Source organism: Alteromonas sp. MTD1, from assembly GCF_042848195.1.
Lineage (GTDB): Bacteria > Pseudomonadota > Gammaproteobacteria > Enterobacterales > Alteromonadaceae > Alteromonas.
In genome coordinates this window covers 1-23535 of the sequence record NZ_BTGG01000003.1, presented here as the reverse complement: position 1 = coordinate 23535, position 23535 = coordinate 1, and the positions used below count along the sequence as shown (strand labels likewise).

General features: G+C 42.1%; 15 protein-coding genes and 2 rRNA genes. 9 read left to right on the top strand and 8 right to left on the bottom strand.

The window, feature by feature from the left end; genetic code table 11:
* Positions 1-131 precede the first annotated feature (131 nt).
* Together ACGHAV_RS04570 and ACGHAV_RS04565 are read right to left on the bottom strand one after the other, a co-directional pair.
* Positions 132-2543 (bottom strand): EAL domain-containing protein, encoded by a 2412-nt coding sequence (locus ACGHAV_RS04570; protein ID WP_390377060.1) that lies wholly within the window; start codon positions 2541-2543, stop codon positions 132-134.
* The gene (locus ACGHAV_RS04565) at positions 2543-5104 is read right to left on the bottom strand and encodes an HWE histidine kinase domain-containing protein (RefSeq protein ID WP_390377057.1); all 2562 of its coding nucleotides are present in this window, start codon (positions 5102-5104) and stop codon (positions 2543-2545) included. Before ACGHAV_RS04565 ends, ACGHAV_RS04570 begins: the two co-directional genes overlap by 1 nt.
* A 559-nt stretch (positions 5105-5663) precedes the next feature.
* Between ACGHAV_RS04565 and ACGHAV_RS04560 the strand changes: the two genes are divergently transcribed.
* Positions 5664-6989, top strand: coding sequence for a mechanosensitive ion channel family protein (locus tag ACGHAV_RS04560; protein ID WP_390377054.1), 1326 nt, complete (start codon positions 5664-5666; stop codon positions 6987-6989).
* A gap of 39 nt (positions 6990-7028) precedes the next feature.
* On the opposite strand, the gene ACGHAV_RS04555 is transcribed toward ACGHAV_RS04560, so the two are convergent.
* Positions 7029-7514 carry a hypothetical protein gene (locus ACGHAV_RS04555; RefSeq protein WP_390377051.1) on the bottom strand — a complete coding sequence of 162 codons (486 nt, stop codon included), beginning with the start codon at positions 7512-7514 and terminating at the stop codon, positions 7029-7031.
* Between the two features lie 181 nt (positions 7515-7695).
* Positions 7696-9999, bottom strand: a complete 2304-nt coding sequence (gene katG / locus ACGHAV_RS04550) for a catalase/peroxidase HPI (protein ID WP_390377048.1) — start codon at positions 9997-9999, stop codon at positions 7696-7698.
* Between the two features lie 454 nt (positions 10000-10453).
* Between katG and ACGHAV_RS04545 the strand changes: the two genes are divergently transcribed.
* Positions 10454-11050, top strand: coding sequence for a porin family protein (locus ACGHAV_RS04545; protein WP_390377045.1), 597 nt, complete (start codon positions 10454-10456; stop codon positions 11048-11050).
* A gap of 69 nt (positions 11051-11119) precedes the next feature.
* Here the strand turns inward: ACGHAV_RS04545 and ACGHAV_RS04540 are convergent, their stop codons facing one another.
* Complete coding sequence (locus ACGHAV_RS04540) at positions 11120-12862, bottom strand: PAS domain S-box protein (protein ID WP_390377042.1); 1743 nt, start codon at positions 12860-12862, stop codon at positions 11120-11122.
* Positions 12863-13109: 247 nt separating this feature from the next.
* Here ACGHAV_RS04540 and ACGHAV_RS04535 point away from each other — a divergent pair, with 247 nt between their 5' ends.
* The 5 genes from ACGHAV_RS04535 (at position 13110) to ACGHAV_RS04515 (ending at position 18493) form a co-directional block, all read left to right on the top strand.
* A complete protein-coding gene (locus ACGHAV_RS04535) occupies positions 13110-15347 on the top strand; it encodes a VTT domain-containing protein (RefSeq protein ID WP_390377040.1) in 2238 nt (745 codons plus the stop codon).
* Positions 15335-16039 carry an endonuclease/exonuclease/phosphatase family protein gene (locus ACGHAV_RS04530; RefSeq protein WP_390377037.1) on the top strand — a complete coding sequence of 235 codons (705 nt, stop codon included), beginning with the start codon at positions 15335-15337 and terminating at the stop codon, positions 16037-16039. Before ACGHAV_RS04535 ends, ACGHAV_RS04530 begins: the two co-directional genes overlap by 13 nt.
* 209 nt (positions 16040-16248) lie before the next feature.
* Positions 16249-16614 (top strand): response regulator, encoded by a 366-nt coding sequence (locus tag ACGHAV_RS04525; protein WP_390377034.1) that lies wholly within the window; start codon positions 16249-16251, stop codon positions 16612-16614.
* Entirely contained in the window at positions 16611-17195 is a 585-nt protein-coding gene (locus tag ACGHAV_RS04520) for a chemotaxis protein CheX (protein ID WP_390377031.1), read from the top strand. The genes ACGHAV_RS04525 and ACGHAV_RS04520 overlap by 4 nt, the downstream gene beginning before the upstream one ends.
* On the top strand, positions 17195-18493 hold the full coding sequence (locus tag ACGHAV_RS04515; protein WP_390377028.1) for a sensor histidine kinase: 1299 nt from the start codon (positions 17195-17197) through the stop codon (positions 18491-18493). The genes ACGHAV_RS04520 and ACGHAV_RS04515 overlap by 1 nt, the downstream gene beginning before the upstream one ends.
* A 65-nt stretch (positions 18494-18558) precedes the next feature.
* Here the strand turns inward: ACGHAV_RS04515 and ACGHAV_RS04510 are convergent, their stop codons facing one another.
* A complete protein-coding gene (locus tag ACGHAV_RS04510) occupies positions 18559-19569 on the bottom strand; it encodes an MBL fold metallo-hydrolase (RefSeq protein ID WP_390377025.1) in 1011 nt (336 codons plus the stop codon).
* Between the two features lie 233 nt (positions 19570-19802).
* Between ACGHAV_RS04510 and ACGHAV_RS04505 the strand changes: the two genes are divergently transcribed.
* Complete coding sequence (locus tag ACGHAV_RS04505; protein WP_390377022.1) at positions 19803-22202, top strand: DNA polymerase II; 2400 nt, start codon at positions 19803-19805, stop codon at positions 22200-22202.
* 195 nt (positions 22203-22397) lie between these two features.
* Complete coding sequence (locus tag ACGHAV_RS04500) at positions 22398-22976, top strand: hypothetical protein (RefSeq protein WP_390377019.1); 579 nt, start codon at positions 22398-22400, stop codon at positions 22974-22976.
* 102 nt (positions 22977-23078) lie between these two features.
* On the opposite strand, the gene rrf (ACGHAV_RS04495) is transcribed toward ACGHAV_RS04500, so the two are convergent.
* Both rrf (ACGHAV_RS04495) and rrf (ACGHAV_RS04490) read right to left on the bottom strand, forming a co-directional pair.
* Positions 23079-23210: ribosomal RNA gene (rrf, locus tag ACGHAV_RS04495) — 5S ribosomal RNA — on the bottom strand.
* 141 nt (positions 23211-23351) lie between these two features.
* Positions 23352-23467: ribosomal RNA gene (gene rrf / locus ACGHAV_RS04490) — 5S ribosomal RNA — on the bottom strand.
* Positions 23468-23535 lie beyond the last annotated feature (68 nt).

Genomic DNA, 23535 nt, shown 5'->3' with positions numbered 1-23535 from the left:
GAATTGTACGTACTTTTTACTCTTATCAATTTGCGCGAATACTACCATTATAGACCTCGCACCACCAGCATATAATTTAACCAACCTCGTAATAAAGGTGTAACGTAAAGTCTATCTATAAGATTACTTACCTACAGCTTCACAGTCTTTACTACTGTAGCAGCGTGGTTTTCTTGTAAATATTCCATTAATCCAAGCAGGCTCAAAGGGCGCGCAAACCGATATCCTTGCATAGCTGTTGCGCCAATCTCTTTGGCAAATTCAACTTGTTCTTCAGTTTCCAATCCTTCAATGGTGCAAGGCATATCTAGAAGCCGACAAAGCCCAACCACATTTTTAATAATTAAAGCTCGTCGTTTACTTGGATCGTCGTGCAGCGAAAAGTCAGGCAACAAAGAGCGGTCTAATTTTATTGCGTCATAGGTTTCGTTGGCGAGTTCGGAAATGCACGAAAAACCCGTACCAAAATCATCTATGGATATCGTCATACCTAATGACTTGAGCGCCGACAATGATTTTCTGGCCTTAGCACTTTGTAACGTAGATTCTGTAATTTCCAATACAAGTTTACGTGGCTGAATATTGTGAATTGTGATGCATTCCTCAAATATGCCTACCACTGATTCATGTTGCAGTTGTACCGCCGACATATTTAAATTTATTTTAATCTCACCAAATCCCCATTGTTCCAAAGTTTTAAACGCCATACACACTTCTTCCAGCATCAGCCTACCGACTTCATGAATGTACTTTGTACGTTCGGCGATTGGGATAAATTTATCAGGTCGGATAGTTCCTTTATCAGGCAAATGCCAGCGAGCAAGCGCTTCAACAGACAGCACGCTTCCATCGGCCGCAACAATGGGCTGAAAAAACGCGGTTATATGTTTGTTTGCTATTGCAGCACCAAGCCCTTGTTGAATGAACAGCCTGTACTCAATATCCTTAGAAAGGCCATCGTGAAAACGAACAATATTATTCTTTCCAAACTGTTTGGCTGAGTACATTGCTATATCAGCATTTTTGAGTAACTCGGTTGCAGACATACTTTCAGAGGCAGTAGCAACACCAATACTAGCAGAAATTTGAAAAGCGCCAGATGACGTACTAAACGAACTGGAAAATGCACCAGTAATACGTTCAGTTATGAGGGCAAGTTCTTCGCTACATGTTGTTGTTGTTACAACAACAAATTCATCTCCACCAAATCGTATTACCGTATCCTCTTCTCTTACCGCAGTCTTGAATCGACTGACACAGCCACGAAGAATTTCGTCGCCCACCTCATGACCATGTGTATCGTTGATCAATTTAAATTCGTCAATATCGATAAATATAATGGAGCAAGGCTCGAGGGATTCTGTAAACTCCTCAACAATTCGACTTAGATAATTGCGATTTCCAGCCCCTGTTAATGCATCAGTGAAGGCTAAATATTTAAGCTGGCTTTCTGACGATTTTAACTCGGTTACATCGGTTAAAATGGCGACAAAATAGTCTTTGTTGTCTGCGATAGAAAAAGCCGAAGTAGACATAACAATATGTCGTCTTACGTCGTATTGGTCCACAATCGTAATGTCAGTTCGTAACCCATCAACAAGATAGTTAGGTCTATTGTCTTTCTTTCTTGATTGAGGAAAAACGCTGTTAATGTGAAAACCGATTATTTGCCCTTCCTGTTTATCAACCATTTCACAGAACGCGCTATTAACCTTTATAACGGTTCCTGTGTGGTCGTATACGAGAACTCCCTCTTTGATTTCACTTACAATCTTATCTGCTATGCCCAAGCTCGATTGCGTACTTCTTAGCTCTGTTACATCCTGAATAGCCCCCACCTGCACTTCATCTTTTGTTAACGTGACGTCTGATAAAACGACTTGGAACCACTGTCGCTCTCTGCCTTCTAAGTCAAGCTGCAATACAGAACGAAACTGATGTTTGTTTGCTATTGAGTATTGTAATTCTGATAAGTCTCGGCTAGGAAATAACGCGATAAAATCGTCTAACGCCATTGTTTGAGGAAAATTAAGGAGGTTATCTACGTTTTTAATAACAACCGAGTGGGATACTTTATCCACTTCTAAAATACTCAACTTCGCGACTTCAGAAGCTAGCGTTAGGCGTTTGTTAGAGCTCGCTAATTCTTGCTCAATACGCTTTCGTTCAAGTGCAATCTGAACTGCTGTTTTTAAAGATATCTCTCCAAAAGGTTTTATTAAATAGCCATAAGGCGAAATAGAAAGTGCGCTTGAAATGGTGTTTTCATCAGTATAAGCCGTTGTGAATATAATGGGGAGATTGTGCTTTTTTATTATAGATTTAGCGACATCTATGCCCGATTCAGCGCCACCCAAGTTTATGTCCATCAAAATAAGTTCTGGTGAGCTTGCGTTTAATATGGGCTCAATTTGGGTGGGCTCATTAGCTATCCCCACCACATCCATACCAAACCCTTTTAGAAGTCGGCTGGTGTTCATTGCCTCTACTAACTGATCTTCAATAATGAGTATTTGGGGCTTTTTATCCTTTTTCGCCATCATTACGCCTCAAACCCAAGGTTTCTGATTTCTTTTTCTAAAAGTTCAGTATCCACAGGTTTTGTTAACACGGTGACATCTTCCAACGCTTGAGGAAGCGCCATGGCTGCACCATATCCAGTGATGAAGAAAAACGGTACTCCACGCTTTTTCAAATCCTCACCTAGCTGAAAGGAATTTTCATTCCCTAAATGTACATCAAGAAACAGCATTGAAGGGTCGCGCTGAGCTAGCGCAGCTCTTGCTGACCCAACATCACCAAAAATTTCTACATTTTTAAAACCGACACTTCTCAGTTTTCTTTGTAAGTCTAAAGAGATAAGCAAATTGTCTTCTACGATAAACGCCGACGCTGTTTTTTTACGCTCACTTAAAGGGATTACCGACGACTTTGTGACTGATAAAGAAGATACATCGTCCTCATCAGAGCTAACACCAAGCTCAACATGCTTTTCAGGGATCGTAAATCGCGCTTTTAAGCCTGAAATGTCTGGGAACAATTCTGTTTTGCCACCCAGTTCATGAGGAATAACAGATTTAATTACCGTCATTCCAAATCCTTCGCTCGCCATTTCCGCCACCGGCGGGCCGCCTTTTTCTTCCCACTCAATCACGCAGCCTTTTTCTTCATCGAAAGACCAAGTAATGGCAACACGGCCATCGTTGCTAGTAGCACTCAATGCACCATATTTGGCTGCGTTGGTAATCATTTCGTGAAATACTAAAACAACCGGCGTAACAGCGTGGGCAGTTATTGAAATATCTGGCCCAGCTATCTTGAACGCTGACTCATTGACCATGTAAGCCTTGAGTTCATTGTGTAGTAACTTTCTAAAGCCAATGCTTTTCCACGAGGCATGTGTTAGCTGATCATGACCAAGTGCCAATGCAGATATTCTTGCAGATAACGAGTTAACAAACGTATCGATGTCATTTTTTGTTTGTGATGTTTGCCCTACTATCGCATTGACCAAATTAAGAATATTTCTAACTCTGTGATTGAGTTCGCCAATGAGTAACTCTAATCGCTTTTTGGCCTCACGCTGTATTGTCTCTTTTTCGTGTAGATGCCTGATCGTTAGTTCCATTACTCCAAGTCTAATCGACTTTGCTCTCTCCATGTCTAAATCTGTCCATGAAATAGATTTTGTTGCGTTAACTTCTATCCATTTTTCAAAGCTTGAGCGCGGCGTCAGTATGTTTTCATTACCGCGCTTTTCCACACGTTTTTCAGGATTTCCAGCCCACGTCACTTTTTGAGTAATAGATTTGCGGTACAGAAAAATATAATCCATTGGCGAGGATGATATTTTTATAGCTAGCACACCAGCTACTTCATTGTCAGAAAGTGCCTCATCGGCGATCACTAAGTTATCCAAACGGTGCACTTCTGCATCGGAGTACTTTGCAAGATACTCGGTGAGCATTTTGACTTTTTTGTGACTAAGTGCAGCCCCATTCTTTACATACTCATCACTGAAACAACACCCTATACCGTCAATATCAATAAGTCCTTTCAGCAATTCTAGCTGTTCTACTATGGCATTCGCTAGTGACTGTCCTAGCGCAAGATTACTCAATACTTTCGTGAAGGTACTCGTTGCCTTTTCGCTTACACGAATACGCTCTTGTATTAGTCTATTCGAAAGTTCTAATGAAAATATTTCACTAAAAAGCTCTAACTGCGAAAGTAGCCGCACTGGAACAATTTTGTCTGAGTTGTGGTGACATGCAATGAGCCCCCATAATTCACCTTCAATAATGATTGAGATAGACATGGATGCACTCACCCCCATATTTTTTAAATATTGAATATGGATAGGGGAAACAGCGCGTAACTTGGACTGTGATAAATCAAGGGCTGGGGCATTATCGTCGTGAGATAATAAGGGAGATGTTTTGGCATGTACACTAGCGATAGTTCTAGTTAACGTGCGTTTGTATAACGCTCTCGCTTGTTTTGGAATATCAGAAGCGGGGTATCTCAAACCCAAAAATGGCACCATGTCTGCATTTTTAGCCTCAGCAACGACTTCACCTGCACCATCTGATAAAAACTGATAGAGCATGACCCTGTCAAAACCAGTCGCAAATTTTAAAGCTTCCACTATTCCATCATAAAGCAGCGGGATGTCTTTTAACTGAGAGACTTGATTCATAAGTGCTGATAGCACATTGTCATGACTTACAGTGGAGGCTTCTGGTTCAAACTCCATAACCACGGTTCCCCCTACTGCATGAACCGCAATATTGAACTTATCAGTTGCGCCTTTTAACGTTCGGGCCTTTAAGTGGCAAGGCTTACCAATAATAACAGACTGATGCTGCGCACCCCGGATGGCGTGAGCTAGCTCTTTATCTACCTGTTCCCATAAGTTTTCACCAAGTAATTGCGAAGCTTCTACATCAAGAAAATCGCCAACATTTTCTGATATGTGGGTAACGATGCCTTCTGTGCTTACAGCGATGAGAAAGCCATAATGTTGCACATGCTCTAGCAAATGAATGGGTTCATTGTCACACTGACTCACCAGCGTGTTTATGTCACTCGAATCTCTTTGCATTGAACTCGCCTGTGAGAGATGGAGCCCTCTATAGAATAGCGAGCCACTGACCATAAACATTAAAAAATGTCGAAAGATAACTCGCAAGATACGGTTGTTGTTTAGAGTGTAGACTAGTTTGTAGATAACACCGCACTTTTATTCAAAGAATCTTATATTCTTAAATTTCTGGCCGCCTTAAAAGAAATAGAAGTCTTTGACGAAGTGTTAAAACCGCAAAAATGGTGTTTCCACAAACTGTTTTTATTTTTATCAAAACGACAAAAAAAGTAGAGTTAACAAACCTTGTATGTTGCTGAGCCCCAAAAGAGACAGCTCGCTAAAAACTCAATAAAACAATATATATCAAAGTATTAAATCATTTGAAAAAGACTCTGGCACAATCAGAAATGGCAAATGACGAACTTTGTCGAGCGACGCAAGTTCGCAAAATCATCAAAACTATGACATGTTGATGTTGTGGATGTTAAAAACCACTTTACCTACACCACGTTAAAGGATAAAAACCGCGCACTATTTAATTACCACATCACCGTGGTTTAGCAATGAAGAAGAAAACATGAATGTTGATAGTTTGACTACGCACTTTGAAGAAAAGTGGTCGCTGGTAAAAGCATCTGTGATGTCTGACAGCTTTATGATTCAGCTTGCAACCATCGCAGTGATTTACTGCGTTGCTTTTATACTCGCAAGACAAGTGAAAAAACCATTTAAATTTACCCGTGAAGCGCCTGAACATGGAGCGCATACTTTACATGGCTTTATGTTCAAATTGGGTGAGGCATTGTTTCCGCTAATTACTATTAGCATGTTGAAACTTACCACAGTGCTTGGCGAACAGTTTCAGTTCGACGCTTGGTTACTAGAAATAGCTATTGTCGTTGCTTTACTGCTTTTCGTAAGCTCGCTTATTTATGGTTTTGTCGAAAACAGAACCATAGCAACGTTTATGCGCTGGCTTGGCCTACCCATATTGTTTTTACACCTAATAGGTATCTTACCACTAATCACCTCTACCCTAGAATCTATTGCTATCTCGGTTGGAAATGTAGAAATCTCCGCGTATGGCGTTACCCGTGTACTGTTATTTGGCGCACTACTTTTCTACTTGGGAAGAAGCTCTAATGCCATTGGCCAAGATATCATCCGCAACCATAAGTCGTTGGACGTATCTACCAAGGAAGTGTTTGCAAAGCTGTTCGAAGTAGCCCTGTTCTGCGTGGTATTCCTGCTACTGCTGAATGTTATGGGTATAAACCTTACTGCATTGGCCGTGTTTGGTGGTGCCGTAGGCGTTGGTTTAGGTTTGGGTTTACAGTCGATAGCGTCAAACTTCATTTCGGGCATCATCATTTTATTAGATAAGTCACTAACGGTAGGTGACTATGTTGAGTTAGAAGATGGTCAGAAGGGCATCGTGCGCGAATTTAAGATGCGTTACGCTGTGTTAGAAACATACGACGGTAAAGACGTACTGGTTCCTAATGAGAAGTTTATCAGCTCACTGCTAATAAACTGGACCCATAAAAACCAGAAACAGCGTTATCGCATTGACTTTTCCGTGGCCTATAAAACTGATATTCGTGCCATGGTTGAAATTGTGAAAGAGGCTGTCGGTCAGCATCCTCAAGTAATTAACGGTGACGATGTGCCTTTTGAAGAACGCCCAGACTGCGAGATTGATAGCTTTGGCGACTCGGGTGTAAATATGTTTGTCGAATTCTGGATGGAAGGCGTAGATGACGGTAAAAACCGCGTAGGTGGCGATTTGCTACTCATCGTTTTTGAAACACTTCGCGAACATAACATTGAAATTCCGTTCCCGCAGCGTGAAGTACGTGTGATCAATGAACAAGACGTTGGTATTCGTAACACCACACCATAGATAATACGGTTGAACTATTGAGGACGCTTCGCGCTCGGCTCAGAACCTCGCGCGAAGCACATCCCAGCTCCATTCTGGTGCGCTTAATCCACACATTAAAAGAAACTTCTGATAATCAGACTTTCCCATTGCAGTGGCGACGGTTTTAAGCTGCGACTTTGCGCGTATTGCTTTCACCTGCAGCAGCTCTAAACGTTTATCAGCTCTTTCATCAAAGTTGTCATTAATAATCAAGCTGGCCTTATTAGTAGCTTCACACGCTGTAATAACATAACCCAGAAGCTTCACATACACCGACACCATCTGTTTCTTTTCAAACACAGTTTCAAATGGCGAGCCTGCCAGCATTTGCTGAAAGCTTGCGTGCGTTTCATTGCCTATCAAGGTGTTCAGCTCTAGTAACGTATCTAGCATCATCTGTAGCAGGCGCTTGTGAACGTCACCGTATAATGCAGTGTCACTTAAATCGTTTATGTCTTCATTTAGTATTTCTAAGTTAACCAACGCGCGCTGTAGCCTTGCCATTACCACTGTGCCTGTATTTTGTGCATTAATGCGTCAGTGTACCTAATACCCCCTTGCAATGCGACGCTTCCCTCGCTTGGAAGCGCGCAAAAAAAACGGGGCAATATGCCCCGTTTTTAATCGCCTGTGTTAGCTATTTAACCATTGGCGCTTTTCTACGTGCCTTACAAACTGAGTAAGTCTACTTCTTAGACAAAGACGCAGTTAGGTCATGGCGTAAATCGAATCGATCTAGCGTCATTACTTTAGTCCACGCATCAACAAAGTCTTCAACAAAACGTTGTTTTGCGTTGTCGTAAGCATACACTTCAGCTACCGCACGCAGTTCGCTGTTTGAGCCAAACACTAAATCAACAGGAGTACCTGTGTATTTCACTTCACCAGTATTACGGTTTACACCTTCGTAAACAGAAGGGTCGTCAGTTTTTCTCCACTTAATGCCCATGTCTAACAGGTTCACAAAGAAGTCGTTGCTTAACGTATTCACATTGTCAGTAAACACACCGTGAGTAGAATCGTTAGCATTAGCACCTAATGAACGCATACCGCCAAGCAGCACCGTCATTTCAGGAACCGTCAAACTTAGCTGATCGGCTTTATCCACTAGCATATCAGTAGGCGAACGATAGCTTGCTTGCGCATTGTAGTAGTTTCTAAAAGCATCAGCAGAAGGTTCTAATAATGAGAAAGAATTTACGTCAGTTTGCTCCTGAGTTGCATCCGTACGACCTGGTTTCACAGGTACGGTTACTTTTACGCCCGCATCTGCAGCGGCTTTTTCAATCGCAGCCGCACCGCCAATTACGATAAGATCAGCAAGCGACACTTTCTTTTTAGAGAACATGCGAGAATTGTATTCTCCTTGCACTTCCTTAAGTTTCGCCACTACTTCTTTAACAGTGTCTGGTTCGTTTACTTCCCAGTCCATTTGAGGCTGAAGTGCAATGCGTGCTCCGTTCGCACCACCGCGCATGTCTGATGCTCTAAAGCTTGATGCCGACGCCCACGCTGTTTTAACAAGCTGCTGAACCGTCAAACCAGTGTCTAAAATGTCTGACTTCAACTTTTTCACGTCTTTGTCAGAAATCATTTTGTAGTCGGCTTCAGGCACAGGATCCTGCCAAATGAAATTCTCTTCTGGAATATCGTTACCCAAGTAACGTGCCTTTGGCCCCATATCTCTGTGCGTAAGCTTGAACCATGCTTTCGCAAATGCAGTTTGGTATTCTTTTGGATCGGCTAGGAAGCGCTCTGCGATTTTGCGGTATTCAGGGTCGTATTTAAGCGCCAAGTCAGCGGTTGTCATTACCGGCGGGTTCTTTTTACCTTCTACGTGAGCATCAGGCACCGACTGGTGTAACGACTCGTCAGTTGGGATCCACTGGATAGCGCCGGCAGGACTACGCGTTTGCTTCCATTCGAAGCCCAATAGGTTTTGTAGATACAAGCTAGTCCATTTAGTGGGCAGCTGTGTCCAAGCACCCTCAAGACCACTGGTAACAGTATCTTCAGCATTGCCTTTGCCGCAGTTGTTTTTCCAACCTAAACCTTGCTCTTCAAGGCCTGCTGCGCCAGGTTCGCCTTCAAGACAGTCTGAAGGTTTATGTGCACCGTGCATTTTGCCAAACGTGTGACCACCTGCAATTAGCGCGACAGTTTCTTCATCATTCATCGCCATACGACCGAATGCAATGCGGATGTTCTTTGCTGAACCCATAGGGTCTGGCTTACCTTTGGGACCTTCTGGGTTTACGTAAATCAAACCCATATGCGTTGCACCAAGTGGACGCTGAAGCTTACCATCTCGCTCTTCGCGATCGCTGGCTAGCATTTCAACTTCAGGGCCCCAATATACTAGGTCCGGCTCCCAATCATCGGTACGGCCACCAGCAAAGCCGTAAGTATCAAAACCCATGTTTTCCATACCTACGGTGCCCGCTAAAATCATTAGGTCGCCCCATGACAAACTCTCACCGTACTTTTGCTTAATTGGCCATAACAAACGGCGTGCCTTGTCTAAGTTGCCATTGTCGGGCCAGCTATTTAGTGGATCGAAACGCATCTGGCCACCATCACCACCGCCGCGACCATCAAGCGTACGGTAGGTACCAGCAGCATGCCAAGAAAGACGAATAAAGAAAGGACCATAGTTACCAAAGTCGGCGGGCCACCAGTCTTGCGACGTCGTTAATAATTCATTGATATCGCTTTTCACTTGGTCAAGGTCTAGCTTTGAAAACGCTTTTGCATAGCTAAAATTTTCGCCCAAAGGGTTAGAGCGTTTGTCGTGATCGCGCAGTGGTGAAAGGTCTAACTGATCAGGCCACCAGAATTGATTGCTTTTGGCTTGGAATGCCTTTGTCATTCCCATGCCTTTTGCGCCAGCAGGCTTACTTATTTGATCGTTAGCCATTGCACCTGAGGCGCACAAAGAAAGCGCAACGAGTGCAGAAACTGTTGTTCTTTTAAACCTTCTTGTAATCATATTCATTTCCCGTTCTACATTGTTTAGACAATAAAAAGTGATTCACACCCTTTTTATTAACATTCTATTTACCTAATACAGTTAAGAAGATAGTCAGTGCAGCGATTAAATGACAGATAATAAAATGGATTCTGCTGATTGAATTTTTCAATTAAAAAAAAGACATTCTCTTTCAATGATTTAGTATGAAGATCACAGTGCGCCTAAAACCGTGAAGCTATTTCACACGCTGTGAAATGTTTTCGAGTGACGTATGAAGCAGTGAACAATCACTCGCTATAAATTGTGCAAAAATAAATCACATTTAATCAAAGTAAGAAAAAATTTCATGACTTACGCTGACATTTTGAAAGTTTTACGATGGCATGACGTTTGAAATACCTCTAAGGAATTTTGTCGCATTAGCTTCACAACGAAGCCAATGGATTGATTAATAGCGAATGAGGAAAACATCATGAAAAAATTTCTTGGAACAGTAAGTTATCTAAGTGCCATTGCATCTATCAGCGTAATGGCCTCTTTTGGTGCACACGCTCAAAGTGCTCAAGTAGAAGCAAAAACAAGTGGCTTCTATGTTGGTGGTAACTATGGGTATTTGCGTGTAGAAGGTGAAGATGACTTCGACGATGATAAAGATGTTTGGCAAGGTATTGCTGGTTACAAATTCAATGAATGGATAGCTATTGAAGGTAGTTATATTGACTTTGGCGACTACGGCAATGATTTAGCTGGCGCAGAGACTGACGGTTATACAGCAGCGGTAAAAGGTATATTACCGCTTACTGAACGATTTTCACTTTACGCTAAATTAGGTCAACTATGGTCAGAAACCGAATACAACTTAGGTGGTTTCAGCCAGGAAAATGATGATGAAAGTCTATTTGTAGGTGCAGGTTTAAGCTACGCTATTACCAGCAACTTTTTAGTTAATGCTGAATATACGGTTTACGACACTGAACTTGATGCTGACGAAGCATTTGACGACATTGACGATACCGATTTTGAAACGGATTTAAAGCAAGCAAGTATCGGTGTTGAATACCGTTTCTAACAAAAAAATGAAGAACTGAGAAAAACGCAGCGATAAGCTGCGTTTTTTGGTTTTACCTACTTTTTATTTTTACCCATCAATACGTTGTATTAACTGCGCTAGCTCTTCAATTTTTGCCACCGTTGTTTTTACAAGGTTATCAATTTCGTTCGATGAAGCTTGTGAGTTTCCGGCTAACGTTCTTACCTCATCGGCAACCACTGCGAACCCTCTGCCCATTTCACCAGCTCTCGCTGCTTCAATAGCCGCGTTAAGTGCCAACAGATTGGTTTGTTCCGAAATAGAGTTAATGGTACCGACTATGGTACTTATAGTTTGACTGGTAGTGAGCAATTCCTGCATAGCGCCTTGAGTGTCATTCACTGCTCGTTTTCTCGATGATACATTGATTGCAAAAAAGACATACCGAGTGATACTTCCGGAAAAGTTTTTCAGTGCACAAATACGAGAATCGAACGCTAAATACGTACCGTTAGCTTCAAATTCGAATATTTTAGACACGAAGCCCTGCCCTTCCAGTGCACTCTTATCTTCAGGTGTAAGTCTCGACATAACTTCTTGCGCAAAGGTTTTCGAATCATATACGCCTTTCAAGGTATCTCTTAATAATTTATTCGCTTCAATGACTTCACCATTTGGCTTCGTCTCTAGCAACACTAAAGCCTCACCAATAGCTTTTAATTTGTTGGTAAAATCTAATGCCATTTGTTTGACACGGGTAATGTCGGCCTGTACCGCTATGAAATTAACAAGCTGCCCATCATTGAAAACAGGATTAATAGACAGTGACGTCCAATAGGGAACGCCGTCTTTTCGGTAGTTGAGTATTTCATCGTAAAATGCATCTCGATTTTTCAGTTTCTGACGAATAACATCTACGGTTCGTTGGTCGGTTTCTTCCCCTTGCAAAAATGAACCTGGCTTGCGACCTTTCACCTCATCAAATTCATAACCGGTTAATCGAGTAAACCCGTTGTTTACATATTCAATTAACCCGTCGGCGTCTGTAATAATTACTGCGTTATCGGTTTCGTTAGCAACCAAAGAGAGCACCCTTTGCATCTCTCGCTGCTCTACTTCTTCGGTCACGTCTTTAATAAATGCGGTATATAACGTACGGTCTGCTAGGCGAACTTTGGAAAGCGACAGCCTTCCCCACAGCGACCCGCCATCTTTACGCTCAACTTTAACTTCACGGCTGGTGCCAACAATTTTGTCATGCCCAGTTTCCCTATTGGCATTTACAAAGTTGTCGTGATTTGCCTGAATGGCTTGAGGCACAAGCATTTTTACGTTTTGCCCAATTACCTCTGAGCGTTCGTAGCCCCATAGCTTTTCAGCAGAAGCATTGAACAAGGTCACATTATTGTTTTCATCAATACAAACAACAGCATCTAACGCTTGCTCTAGCGTTTGCTCCACGATTTCTCGTGCCTCGCGCTCTTCTGTTACATCGCGAACAAATGCGGTGTAATGCTTTTTCCCACCAACAATGACCTGCGACAAAGCAAGTTGAACCCAAATACGATCGCCGCTTTTAGTTTCTAGTTCGACTTCTCTTGCGCTACCTACTATTTTGTTTATGTTGGTATTTCGATGTGTATTCACATAACTGTCGTGATTAGCTTGATGTTCGTGGGGCACCAACATCTTTATGTTCTTACCAATTACCTCATTAGGTGTATATCCCCATAGATTTTGTGCAGCTTGGTTATAAAACGTGACATTGTTATTCTCATCAATTGTGACAACAGCCAAAATTGACTGTGAGAGTGCTTGTTCTGCTGCATTTTCTCGGGAAAAGAAACCCATTGTTACTCACCTGTTTTTACTAGATAAATCTTTATATAGAAGATAATTTGCATATTCGCCAGCTTGAATTAATACGAAAGACTAATAGTGAAAAAATTACAAAAATTATTTTCCTCCAAACAGTCTGACAGTCCGCTTTAAAAAAATTAAACATTAAATTCAGCACCTTAAGATAATCCAAGTAATTGGAACGTTTTCTGCAATTACTTTGTATTCGCCATTTAACCGGTATTACAAGGCTACTGTTATGAGTTCTAAGCATTCTATTTTTGAACCAGGTCAAAATTGTTGGGTTGAAAGTAAAGCCCGTTTTTCGGCGCCACTCATAGACTGCGGGAATTACTACAAAGCCCTTCACAGTGCCATTGTTAACGCTTCTCATAGCATTTTTATAGTGGGATGGGACATTGATAGCCGTATTCGATTGCTTCGCGGTCAAGATGAAAAAATCAGTGAAGCGCCCAGCGTTATAAGCGACTTACTGGCATGGAAAGCGGAGCAAAATCCAGATATTAAAATTTATCTTTTACGTTGGGATTCGTCGCTAGCATTTTTTGCTCAACGAGAGATGTGGGCAAAAGAGATATGGGAAGAGAAAACCCCTGACAACGTAGAAACTGAGTTAGACGACACGATTCCAATGGGTGGAAGTCAGCATCAGAAAATTGTAGTAGTAGATGATGAAGTAGTTTTTTCTGGTGGTATGGACGTGTCGACGAATCGCTGGGATACCCGAGACCATCCGGTACTATCTGAAGAACGCAGCGGCCCTGACGGTGAATACGGCCCACTACACGACGTACAAATGATATCAAGCGGTGCTGTAGTTGAGCACTTCGCAAAACTAGTAAGGTGGAGATGGCAGCGCGTTGCCCAAACCACACCTTTAGACATCAGAGAAGATGTAGACTACAGCGACGAAGCACAACTGCCTAAATCGTGGCCTGAAGATTACCCACCACTATTTGAGAATGTTTCGTGTGCACTAGCACGTACCATCCCTTTTATGGACGATGTTGAGCCGGCGCAGGAAGTACGCCATATGCTCATCGACCTCATAAGTGAAGCTGAATCGTTTATCTTTATTGAAAATCAGTTTACTACACGTCAAGAGATTGCTGAGGCGCTCAACAAACAACTTAAACTCAAACCTGATTTGAACGTTGTCATCGTGAGTTCATACGAACCCAAAGGCAAGTTTGAGTGCGAGGCTTTTTGGGCCAGTAGAATAGAGTTCAAGGCCATACTTGAAAACGGCATCGAGCCCGATCGAGTGCGCCTCACGTATTCATCAGTAGAAGACATAAAAGGCAGAAAAGCTTACAAGCGTATTCACTCAAAGGTAATGACCATCGACGATAAATATCTTGTTATTGGTTCATCAAACTTAAGTAATCGCTCAATGACACTAGATACCGAAATCGACACTGTGCTTTTTGGCAATACGGCAAAAAACAGGGAAAAAATAGCGCAGGTAAGAAATGACTTGCTTGCTGAACACACAGGAAGAGCGTTAGATGATATGCCTGCTCTCTTTGAACAGTCCAACCCTGTGAAGGCGCTTCTAGAAAACCAATTAGCACATGGCTATGTGCTAAATGAAGTGCGTGACGAAGAATTTACCGAGCATTCGGTTGAGAATGTGTTTAGGACACTTTCAGATCCAGAAGAGCCTCTGATGTCTGTTCCCACTATGGGAGGCGCGTCAATACCTGCCCGAAACCCAAGGCGTAGAAGCGTTATGATCATGATAGGCATTACTATCATCGCTATTCTAGGTGGTTTGATGTATTGGGCTAGTCAATCTATCGAATGGTTAAGCTCCGAGAACATCAGTGCGTTCTTAGAAAAGAGTAGAGGTACGTATTTCGCTTTACCAACCGTACTTTTGGTGTACGTAGTCGGCGGTTTACTCTTCTTTCCTGTAACGGTGTTGTCTCTTGCTGTTGCCGCCATTTTCGGCCCTATTTGGGGCCCTATATACGGTATGTTGGGCGCACTTGTTAGTTCAGCTCTTTTATTTGTAATAGGTAAAATCTCTGGAAACGCGGGTTTACGAAAGATAGGCGGACCCAAAGTTGCTGCGGTAGATGAAAAGTTAAAGCGAAGTGGTATTGTGGGCGTTGCTGCAATACGAATGCTGCCTATCGCGCCGTTTAGTTTAGTTAATTTGGTTGCAGGTATTTCTTCTATCGGTATTGTGCAGTTTTTGGTGGGCACATTTTTAGGAATGTTCCCACCTATGATAGCAAAAGGCCTTGTGGGCGATTCAATTGCGCAAATTTGGAAAAACCCATCAGTCGAGACTATCAGCTACCTAGCCATTGGAATTCTGGTTTGGGCCCTGATGATATGGGGTTCTCAAAAATTTGCTCGTTACTATCAAATGCGTAAAGAGGCACAGCAAGGCAACATGCCCACAAACGACACAAATAACGCATCGAGCACTGTTAAAAATAGTGAAGCAGACGAATGTGCCGCGTAATCTCGTACAACATTCACAGCGGCGTTGGGCGAGATAAGAAGCAAGACTATAAACGTATCGGCGAGTTTCTTGTCGAGCAACGTGCTGATATAGTGCTTTTACAAGAGATGGACACTCGCCCCGCGCATCGCTCTATTGATAAAGACATCAAAGATATTTGCGCTAACAATACGTATAAGTTAACGGCTTCTCCGGCTCTTTTTGAAGAAAGCGGTTGGTACGGCAATGCCGTGCTATCGCGGTTTGACGTAATATCACATGATACCTTTAAGATAGGGCATCCCAATCGGCAGCCACGGAACATTCAAATAGTTAAACTGCTGACCGACCAAGGTCCTCTTACTGTTTTAAATACCCATTTTGGATTAAAACGCTGGGAGCGCAGAAAACAACTCACAGCGTTATTTAGTTATGTTAAAAAGCAGCTTCAAGCTAACCAAACACCGCTATTGCTGGCTGGCGACTTTAATGAATGGCAGTTAGGGTCAGGTTTATTCAAGCCACTGAATAAACTGTTAAATCAACAAGCATTCGGCGCTACCTTCCCAAGCGTGTTCCCGCTATTTTCATTAGACCGCGCTTGGCTAACCTCCGAAATAACGATATTTCAGGCCAAAAAAATCAATACTCAACAAACAAAAAACCTATCTGATCATCTACCGATACTTATTGATTTCGAATTGCCGAACTAAACTTTTAAGTGGAAAACAAAGGAAAATTGCCCTCCGCGAAATACAGCATAAAGTCGAATACACACAATTGTCGCTTTTGTCATATACTGAAAATTAGCTAACATTTTACTAACACTGTTCACATAACGATAAATTGTTGCAGTAACGCGAAAGTTGCACATACTTTATCAAGAAGAGCTGTGTCCCCTGCAGAATTTTGGAGGAGTTTTATGTCGATATCAGTATTAGTCGCTGATGACTCTAAGCTATCAAGGCGAAGCGTTATTCGCTCATTACCACAAGATTTAGACTATGACATCACAGAAGCAACTAACGGAAAAGAAGCGATAGAAGCGCTTAAAAGCGGCTTTTTTTCGCTGCTATTACTTGATTTAACCATGCCAGAAGTAGACGGCGTTGGTGTACTTGAGTACCTCCACGAACAGCAAGATAAACCGAATGTTATAGTTATTAGTGCAGACTTCCAGCCGGAAAAGCAAAAAATAGTGATGGCTTTGGGCGCGAAGCGTTTTCTGCGTAAACCTTTGGACAAAGAAGAGCTAGCAATGGCGTTATTTGAACTGGGGATGTTATGAGCATTGAACTTCCTTTAGACGAAGAGCAGAGAGACGCGCTTCAAGAGCTGCTGAATATTTCCATGGGGCAAGCCGCCAATTCTCTCGCTCAACTTATCGAAACAAAAATTGATATTTCTATTCCAAAAATTTCCGCTGTTACGCCTACTGAGCTCTATAGCTTGCTGTTTGAAACTCAGAACGCTTTATACACGCGACAGTCTTTTCTTGGTGATATCCATGGTGAGGTAATGTCTGTTTTGTCTCGTCGTGGTTTGGTTGAAGTAGCAACCCTTATGGATTACGACGAACCCTTGAGCAAAGAAGACACGCAGGAGATTATTTTAGAACTTTGTAATATTCTGGCTGGCGCATGCCTTTCTGGGCTTTCAGAACAGTTAGCACTTACCACTAACTTAAATATGCCCACGCTCTTTCAACCCGATAAAACGAATTTTGACGAGCTTCAATGGCAGCATAGCTTAGTGATGGAGGTGCAGTTTGTCATTACCGTTTCGTCGTTCAGCATGCGCGTTGTTTTTTGCTTAGACGATGAATCGTTAAAAAGAATGAAGAACACATTAGATGAGCTGCTGGGCTAATGTTTGAGCAGTTAGTAGATAAGCTCCCCGTCGGAATTGGTATTGTTGATGAGAGCTTTAATGTGGTTTATTTGAATGAATTTTTTTTGGATAGGCTACCACAAGATCTGCGTAACGATTTTAAACAGAAACCCATAACCATTCTTTTTCAAGAACAAGAAAAGTTCTTGAAACGCCGATTAAAATCGGTGTTTGTTTTGCAGCATCCCAGCTTTAGCTATTGGGAGCAGCGCCCCCATATTTTCCCATTTAAAAGCTCGCGCCCCATTACAGGCGAAGAGACACAGATGTATCAAAATATGGAAATACTGCCCATTAAAGATAAAAAATCAGGCGGCAGATTTGCGTGTATTTTTTTACAAGATGTTACTGCACAGGCAAGCTACTTCCGTACTCAGCAGAAGCTATCGGAGGCGTTGAAAAAAGAACATGCAGCACAAGTAAAACTTATCCGGAAATTAGATCAAGCACAAAGCCAACTTATCCAAGCAGAAAAAATGGCGTCTACAGGACAGCTTGCTGCGGGCATCGCCCACGAAATTAATAATCCTATTGGTTTTGTTGCGGCTAATTTAGATACGCTTAGCCAGTATGCAACGCACCTTATAGCCATTTGCAATGGTGTACACGAGCGTTTAGACGACTTAAATGAAGATATTAAAGACCAGCTTGAAGCGCTGTACAGCACTCATCACTACGCATTGTTAAAAGAAGACATTGCAGAGCTTATTGAAGAGTCGAGTGATGGCCTAGCAAGGGTAAAAGATATTGTTCAAAATTTGAAAAGCTTTTCCTTGCAAACCGCGGAAGGCATCCAAACTATAGAGGTCTGCACACTGTGTAACCAGCTAATATCTTTAATTTCTGCTCAATATGGTAAGCCGCAGTACAAGTTTGATTGCGCCCTAGAAAAAATTGAAATAATGGGCGACCCTGGTCCGTTAAAGCAAGCTTTAATGAACGTGATGATAAATGCAGCACAAGCCATCAACGATAAAGGCTTCATTAAGTTAACTGTTATTGAAAAAGGCGATACTGTAGTATTTAAAATTCTCGACAGCGGATGCGGAATTCCCCAGAGCAATTTAAAACGGATATTTGAGCCCTTCTTCACAACCAAGCCAGAGGGCCAAGGGCAAGGATTGGGGTTATCAGTAGCTTACACTGCAATTGAAAAGCACCATGGAAAAATTAGTATTAGTAGCAAAGAAGGAAAAGGTACAGTCGTAGAGATTACGATCCCTAAATTCATCACGTCAACGCAGTCTGTCGAAGAGGATTTAGCAGACGCTGAGTAATCAAGCACTCCACACTTTTTTGCTGATTAACTGGCTAAAAAGGAATAGTAGTTATAGTGTCGCCGTTAACTCACACAGTATTCATACACCCCTAATTCATTTTCTGTACGCAACAGTTTGTCGTTATTTATTAAGTAATTTACGTGTGACATACATTCCGCAACAGCAAATACCATGCTTCTGCTGTTTAACTCTCGTTTAAAAAGCACCGGTAATAATGACGTTATCGTTTGAGGCGTTTTACAAGTATCAAGTAGCGCAGACAGGTGATGTTGATGATGCGCTACAAGCTCGTCTACACGTTCATGTAGCCCAATAAATGGAAGCTTATGTGCTGGTAAAACTACAGTGTCGCTGGGCAGTGCTTTAAACTGAGGAAGCGTATCTAAATAGTCTGCCAGCGTATTCGCATCCGGCTCTGTAGAGTAAGCGCCAATATTAGGCGTAATAATTGGCAGTACGTGATCGCCAGAAATTAAAATGTTTTTACTGGCGTTGTATAAGCACGCGTGTTCTGGAGAATGACCTCGCCCTATTATTATTTCCCATTGTTCAGAGCCAAAGCGTAACTTCATATTGTGTTTTAGGCGCGTGTAGCTTACCGGTAGCGGTGAAACAACGCTGCTAAACCCTTTTGTACCGCCTGAGGTTAATTGTGTTATTAAATCGCTATCTAACCCAGCTCTGTGGTAATAACGCTTGTCTCTCTCGTTCGGCGCACCGTTCTTACCAGCGCTAAAAGCACGAGCTGTAAAATATTCAGTTTGAGACATGTAAAAAGGCACATCGAACCTATCGGCAATCCAGCCTGCAAGACCAACATGATCTGGGTGCAAATGTGTTACCAGCACACCAGAAATGGGAGCATCCAACTGTTCAAATATTTTATCCCACAAGGCCTTAGTTGCATTAGTACCTAAACCTGTGTCAACAACAATCCAGCCTTTATCATCACTTATCAGATAGAGGTTAATATGATCTAATTCAAAAGGCAGTGGCATTGTTAGCCACAATACACCGTCTGTTATTTCAATCAGCTCGCCTGGTGCCACCTGTTTGTCGAATAAATAGTGCATAAGTATCCTGCCTTTCAACTTTAACGTGCCACAAAGCTACAAGTTGTAGCAATGCTTTGTATGACGTTTGACGAAAATAAGCTGTGTGATATTTGTCGAACCACGATAAACACAGGTGAAGTTAAAAACAAACGCATCTGCCGAATACAGATCTATAGGAGTGGGTGATAGCAAAGGGTATACTGCTCTCAATCAAGCAATAATATGAGCTGAATGAGTTAACTTTTTAAACTATGTCTGAAAAGGTTCTTCAACGTGGATTTATATTGAATAAAAACACTTTCACCCAGCAAGGGAAAGTGTTCGTTGAACTATGGGTAAAAACCGACATAGGAACAATTAGACTTGTATCTACGCCTCAACAGCCAACATGCTTCATCGCCACATCGGAGCTAAACCGTTTACAAGCCAACAAAGAACTCGTTGTCAGTAAACTTACCTTTTCTAATGATGGCTTTCGCACACTAGAACAGCTACCAGTTACAACAGTAAAGACCCAAACCGAAGCACAAATGCATCAATTACGGCAGTTATGTCAGGGCCTTAACATAACGCTATATGAGGCTGATGTGAGGGTAGCAGAGCGTTATCTGATGGAACGTTTTGTTTATGGTGCTGTAGAGTTTCTAGTACCTAGCACAATGGAAAGTAGTTCCAACGAAAATCATGTTGTAAACAATGCACAGATACGCCCTACTCAGTATCGAACGACATTTTCAGCGTTGAGTATCGACATTGAGTGTAATGAAAATGAAGATCTGTTTAGCGTTGCACTAGCAGGTGAAAATTTACATGACGTTATTTTGGTTCGTCCAAGCTCATGTAACGGAAAAGAAATAAAGCCAAGGAATGAAACAGCTTACACACTCACGGTTGTAGAGAACGAGAAAGCCCTCTTAACAGCGTTCTTTGACAAAGTAACTCAGTACGATCCAGACATTTTGCTTGGCTGGAACGTGAAGCAGTTTGATATGGCTGTTATCGCAAGACGTGCAAAAGCCAATAATCTGAAGTTTACTTTAGGGCGACACAGCCGAGAAGCCAGTGTAAGAGAGTGGGAAGATCAAACACTCGTAGATGTTCCTGGAAGATGCGTCATCGACGGCATTGAGTCTCTTAAAACAATGACGTACCAGTTTGAAACTTTTTCGCTCGATCATGTTGCAGAGCAACTGTTGGGAGAAAATAAGCTAATACAAGACACCGATAAGCTAAGCGCCATTAAAAGCCTATATCAGGACAATCCTGTAGCACTTGCTGATTACAACTATAAAGACACCGTGTTGGTAAATAGCATTCAGGAGAAAACACAGTTCATCGACTTCCTCGCCCTTCGCAGCACCCTTACTGGTTTAGATTTAAGTAGACCAGGTGGCTCAGTGGCAGCGTTTTTAAATGTGTATTTACCAAAGCTTCATCGCTACTCCTATGTTGCAGGTGTACGACCTGAAAATGGCGGCCTAGCTAGCCCTGGTGGCTATGTAATGCGGTCGCAGCCGGGCTTGTATAAAGATGTATTAGTACTCGACTTTAAAAGCCTTTATCCATCTATTATAAGAACATTCAAGATTGATCCTTTAGGTCTCGCTGAAGGCTTAAAAGCGCCTGAGACGGCAATTGAAGGGTTTAAAGGCGCCATGTTTAGTAGGGAACAACATTTTCTGCCTGACATCATTGAAAGCCTTTGGAGACAGAGAGATGAGGCTAAGCGTCAGAAAGATGGGCCTCGCTCTCAGGCTATCAAAATTCTTATGAATTCATTCTATGGCGTACTGGGAAGCGGGGGGTGCCCCTTCTACGATCCACGTCTGGCAAGCTCTATTACTTTACGCGGTCATGAGATTATGCAAACCACCGCAACGTGGATAGAGGCACTAGGTTACACGGTTATTTATGGCGATACAGACTCGACCTTTGTCCACGTTGAAGGCAATGACAGGCTAGGCTGCCCAAAAGAAACAGGTAAGCAGCTAGCCTCTTATATAAATGAAAAGTGGGAGGCGCACTTACGAGAATATTTTGATATCACATGTCATCTTGAAATTGAATTTGAGTCACACTTTTCCACTTTCTTTATGCCAACCATACGAGGTTCATCGGAAGGAAGTAAAAAACGATATGCAGGCCTAAAAAGCAATATTGTTGATGGAAAAGAAAATAGCACCCTTATATTTAAAGGCCTTGAGAATGTGCGTTCTGATTGGACCGACTTAGCAAAAACGTTTCAATACACACTGTACCAGAAGGTTTTTAATAAAGAGCCTGTAGATGACTATATACAAAGCATTTTAGACGACATTCGTCAGGGAAAGACAGATGAACAGCTTGTTTATAAAAAACGACTAAGAAAGCCTTTGTTGTCGTATGTTAAATCTATTCCTCCCCATATTAAGGCTGCCAGACTTGCTGATGCATTACATGAAGAAAAAGGGCAACCGTTACGTTATCAGCGAAATACAACAATTCGCTATGTAATAACCGTTCAGGGCCCACAAACCACAGATATGGTGGCCGCTCCACTCGATTATGAACATTATATTGATAAGCAAATAAAACCCATCGCCGATAGCATTCTACCTTTAATTGGCGCTGACTTTGAACGATTAACTAATCAACAGCTTACCTTGTTCTAATACTGCTTACTTCGTATGAATTTCTTTCAATTGCTGTGTCGAACTAACACTCGCGTTTCAAGTACGGTCACACAAAATCAGTTTAATTCTTTTTTTATCAGACATTTAACCCGCTGGCATGACAAATGAATAATAGTAAATGAATGGCAATTGTTTTTCATTGCTTACATTTTCGTAAATAGAAGGATTTTCATTATGAAGACAACAAAACTAAGTTCTATTGTAGGTGCGGTACTAGCAGCAACAGTGTCGTCTGTAGCTGTAGCAGGTCATCACGAGACTAAGATTGATACTAGCTTCAGTTCGATGGATGAAAACGGTGATGGTTTTATTGTAATGCCTGAGGTGGAAGGCACCATCGATTCAAAGACACTGGCTATGATGGACGTAGATGGCGATAGCATGGTGAGCCGTAATGAATTTTCTGTGTTTGTTGATGAAAAGCCCTCTATGTTTAGCGACGAGATTATTACACAAGTGAAAACGTCTGGCACAACCGACTCTTCATTAATAAAGCGCGGCAATGTATCGTTAATGGGTAACACAGATGGCGAAATGATTGCGGAGAAAAACAAAGAACTTCGCACTGAAATGTCTGCAATGGCAGATGATAAGTTTACCAAGCTAGATACAAACAGTGACGGTAAGCTTACATCTACTGAGATTTCAGCAGCCAAAATAGAAGGCGACTTTACTGCAATGGATGATAACGGTGATCAGGTAATTACAAGAATGGAATACCGTACTTACTTTGAAGAAATTGAGTCTGAATAGAATTAGATTAGGTAATCTTCTAGCTAGCTTAGATTAAAAGCTATCGCTTTTGCATAAAACAAAAAACCCAGCTTTCGCTGGGTTCTTTGTTTTAGAATTAGGACCTGGCAGTGTCCTACTCTCACATGGGGAAGCCCCACACTACCATCGGCGCTAATACGTTTCACTTCTGAGTTCGGGATGGACTGGGCCGACATGTCGGTCAGGTGGTACCGTATCGCTATGGCTGCCAGGAAAAACTGGTTTGCAGTAACGTTTACTGCGTAAAGCTGAGTACTCTCAACTTCACGAAATTTTGTTCGCTCGCATATGTAAAATGCTGTCGCTTCTACATAAAGCAAAAAACCCGCCGTAAGGCGGGTTTCTTTAAATGGGACCTGGCAGTGTCCTACTCTCACATGGGGAAGCCCCACACTACCATCGGCGCTAATACGTTTCACTTCTGAGTTCGGAATGGGGTCAGGTGGTACCGTATCGCTATGGCTGCCAGGATAAAACTGGTAACAATTTGAGAAAGATAATATTAATTCAATCAATGAGTAACTGTCTTTTCACTCTA

Excerpts from the sequence above, each read along its gene's own strand:
- ACGHAV_RS04505 (WP_390377022.1), top strand. The coding sequence starts at position 19,803 with ATGTCTGAAAAGGTTCTTCAACGTGGATTTATATTGAATAAAAACACT.
- katG (WP_390377048.1), bottom strand. The coding sequence starts at position 9,999 with ATGATTACAAGAAGGTTTAAAAGAACAACAGTTTCTGCACTCGTTGCG.
- ACGHAV_RS04510 (WP_390377025.1), bottom strand. The coding sequence starts at position 19,569 with ATGCACTATTTATTCGACAAACAGGTGGCACCAGGCGAGCTGATTGAA.
- ACGHAV_RS04535 (WP_390377040.1), top strand. The coding sequence starts at position 13,110 with ATGAGTTCTAAGCATTCTATTTTTGAACCAGGTCAAAATTGTTGGGTT.
- ACGHAV_RS04525 (WP_390377034.1), top strand. The coding sequence starts at position 16,249 with ATGTCGATATCAGTATTAGTCGCTGATGACTCTAAGCTATCAAGGCGA.
- ACGHAV_RS04530 (WP_390377037.1), top strand. The coding sequence starts at position 15,335 with ATGTGCCGCGTAATCTCGTACAACATTCACAGCGGCGTTGGGCGAGAT.
- ACGHAV_RS04555 (WP_390377051.1), bottom strand. The coding sequence starts at position 7,514 with ATGGCAAGGCTACAGCGCGCGTTGGTTAACTTAGAAATACTAAATGAA.
- ACGHAV_RS04520 (WP_390377031.1), top strand. The coding sequence starts at position 16,611 with ATGAGCATTGAACTTCCTTTAGACGAAGAGCAGAGAGACGCGCTTCAA.
- ACGHAV_RS04560 (WP_390377054.1), top strand. The coding sequence starts at position 5,664 with ATGAATGTTGATAGTTTGACTACGCACTTTGAAGAAAAGTGGTCGCTG.
- ACGHAV_RS04515 (WP_390377028.1), top strand. The coding sequence starts at position 17,195 with ATGTTTGAGCAGTTAGTAGATAAGCTCCCCGTCGGAATTGGTATTGTT.
- ACGHAV_RS04570 (WP_390377060.1), bottom strand. The coding sequence starts at position 2,543 with ATGATGGCGAAAAAGGATAAAAAGCCCCAAATACTCATTATTGAAGAT.
- ACGHAV_RS04545 (WP_390377045.1), top strand. The coding sequence starts at position 10,454 with ATGAAAAAATTTCTTGGAACAGTAAGTTATCTAAGTGCCATTGCATCT.
- ACGHAV_RS04540 (WP_390377042.1), bottom strand. The coding sequence starts at position 12,862 with ATGGGTTTCTTTTCCCGAGAAAATGCAGCAGAACAAGCACTCTCACAG.
- ACGHAV_RS04500 (WP_390377019.1), top strand. The coding sequence starts at position 22,398 with ATGAAGACAACAAAACTAAGTTCTATTGTAGGTGCGGTACTAGCAGCA.
- ACGHAV_RS04565 (WP_390377057.1), bottom strand. The coding sequence starts at position 5,104 with ATGCAAAGAGATTCGAGTGACATAAACACGCTGGTGAGTCAGTGTGAC.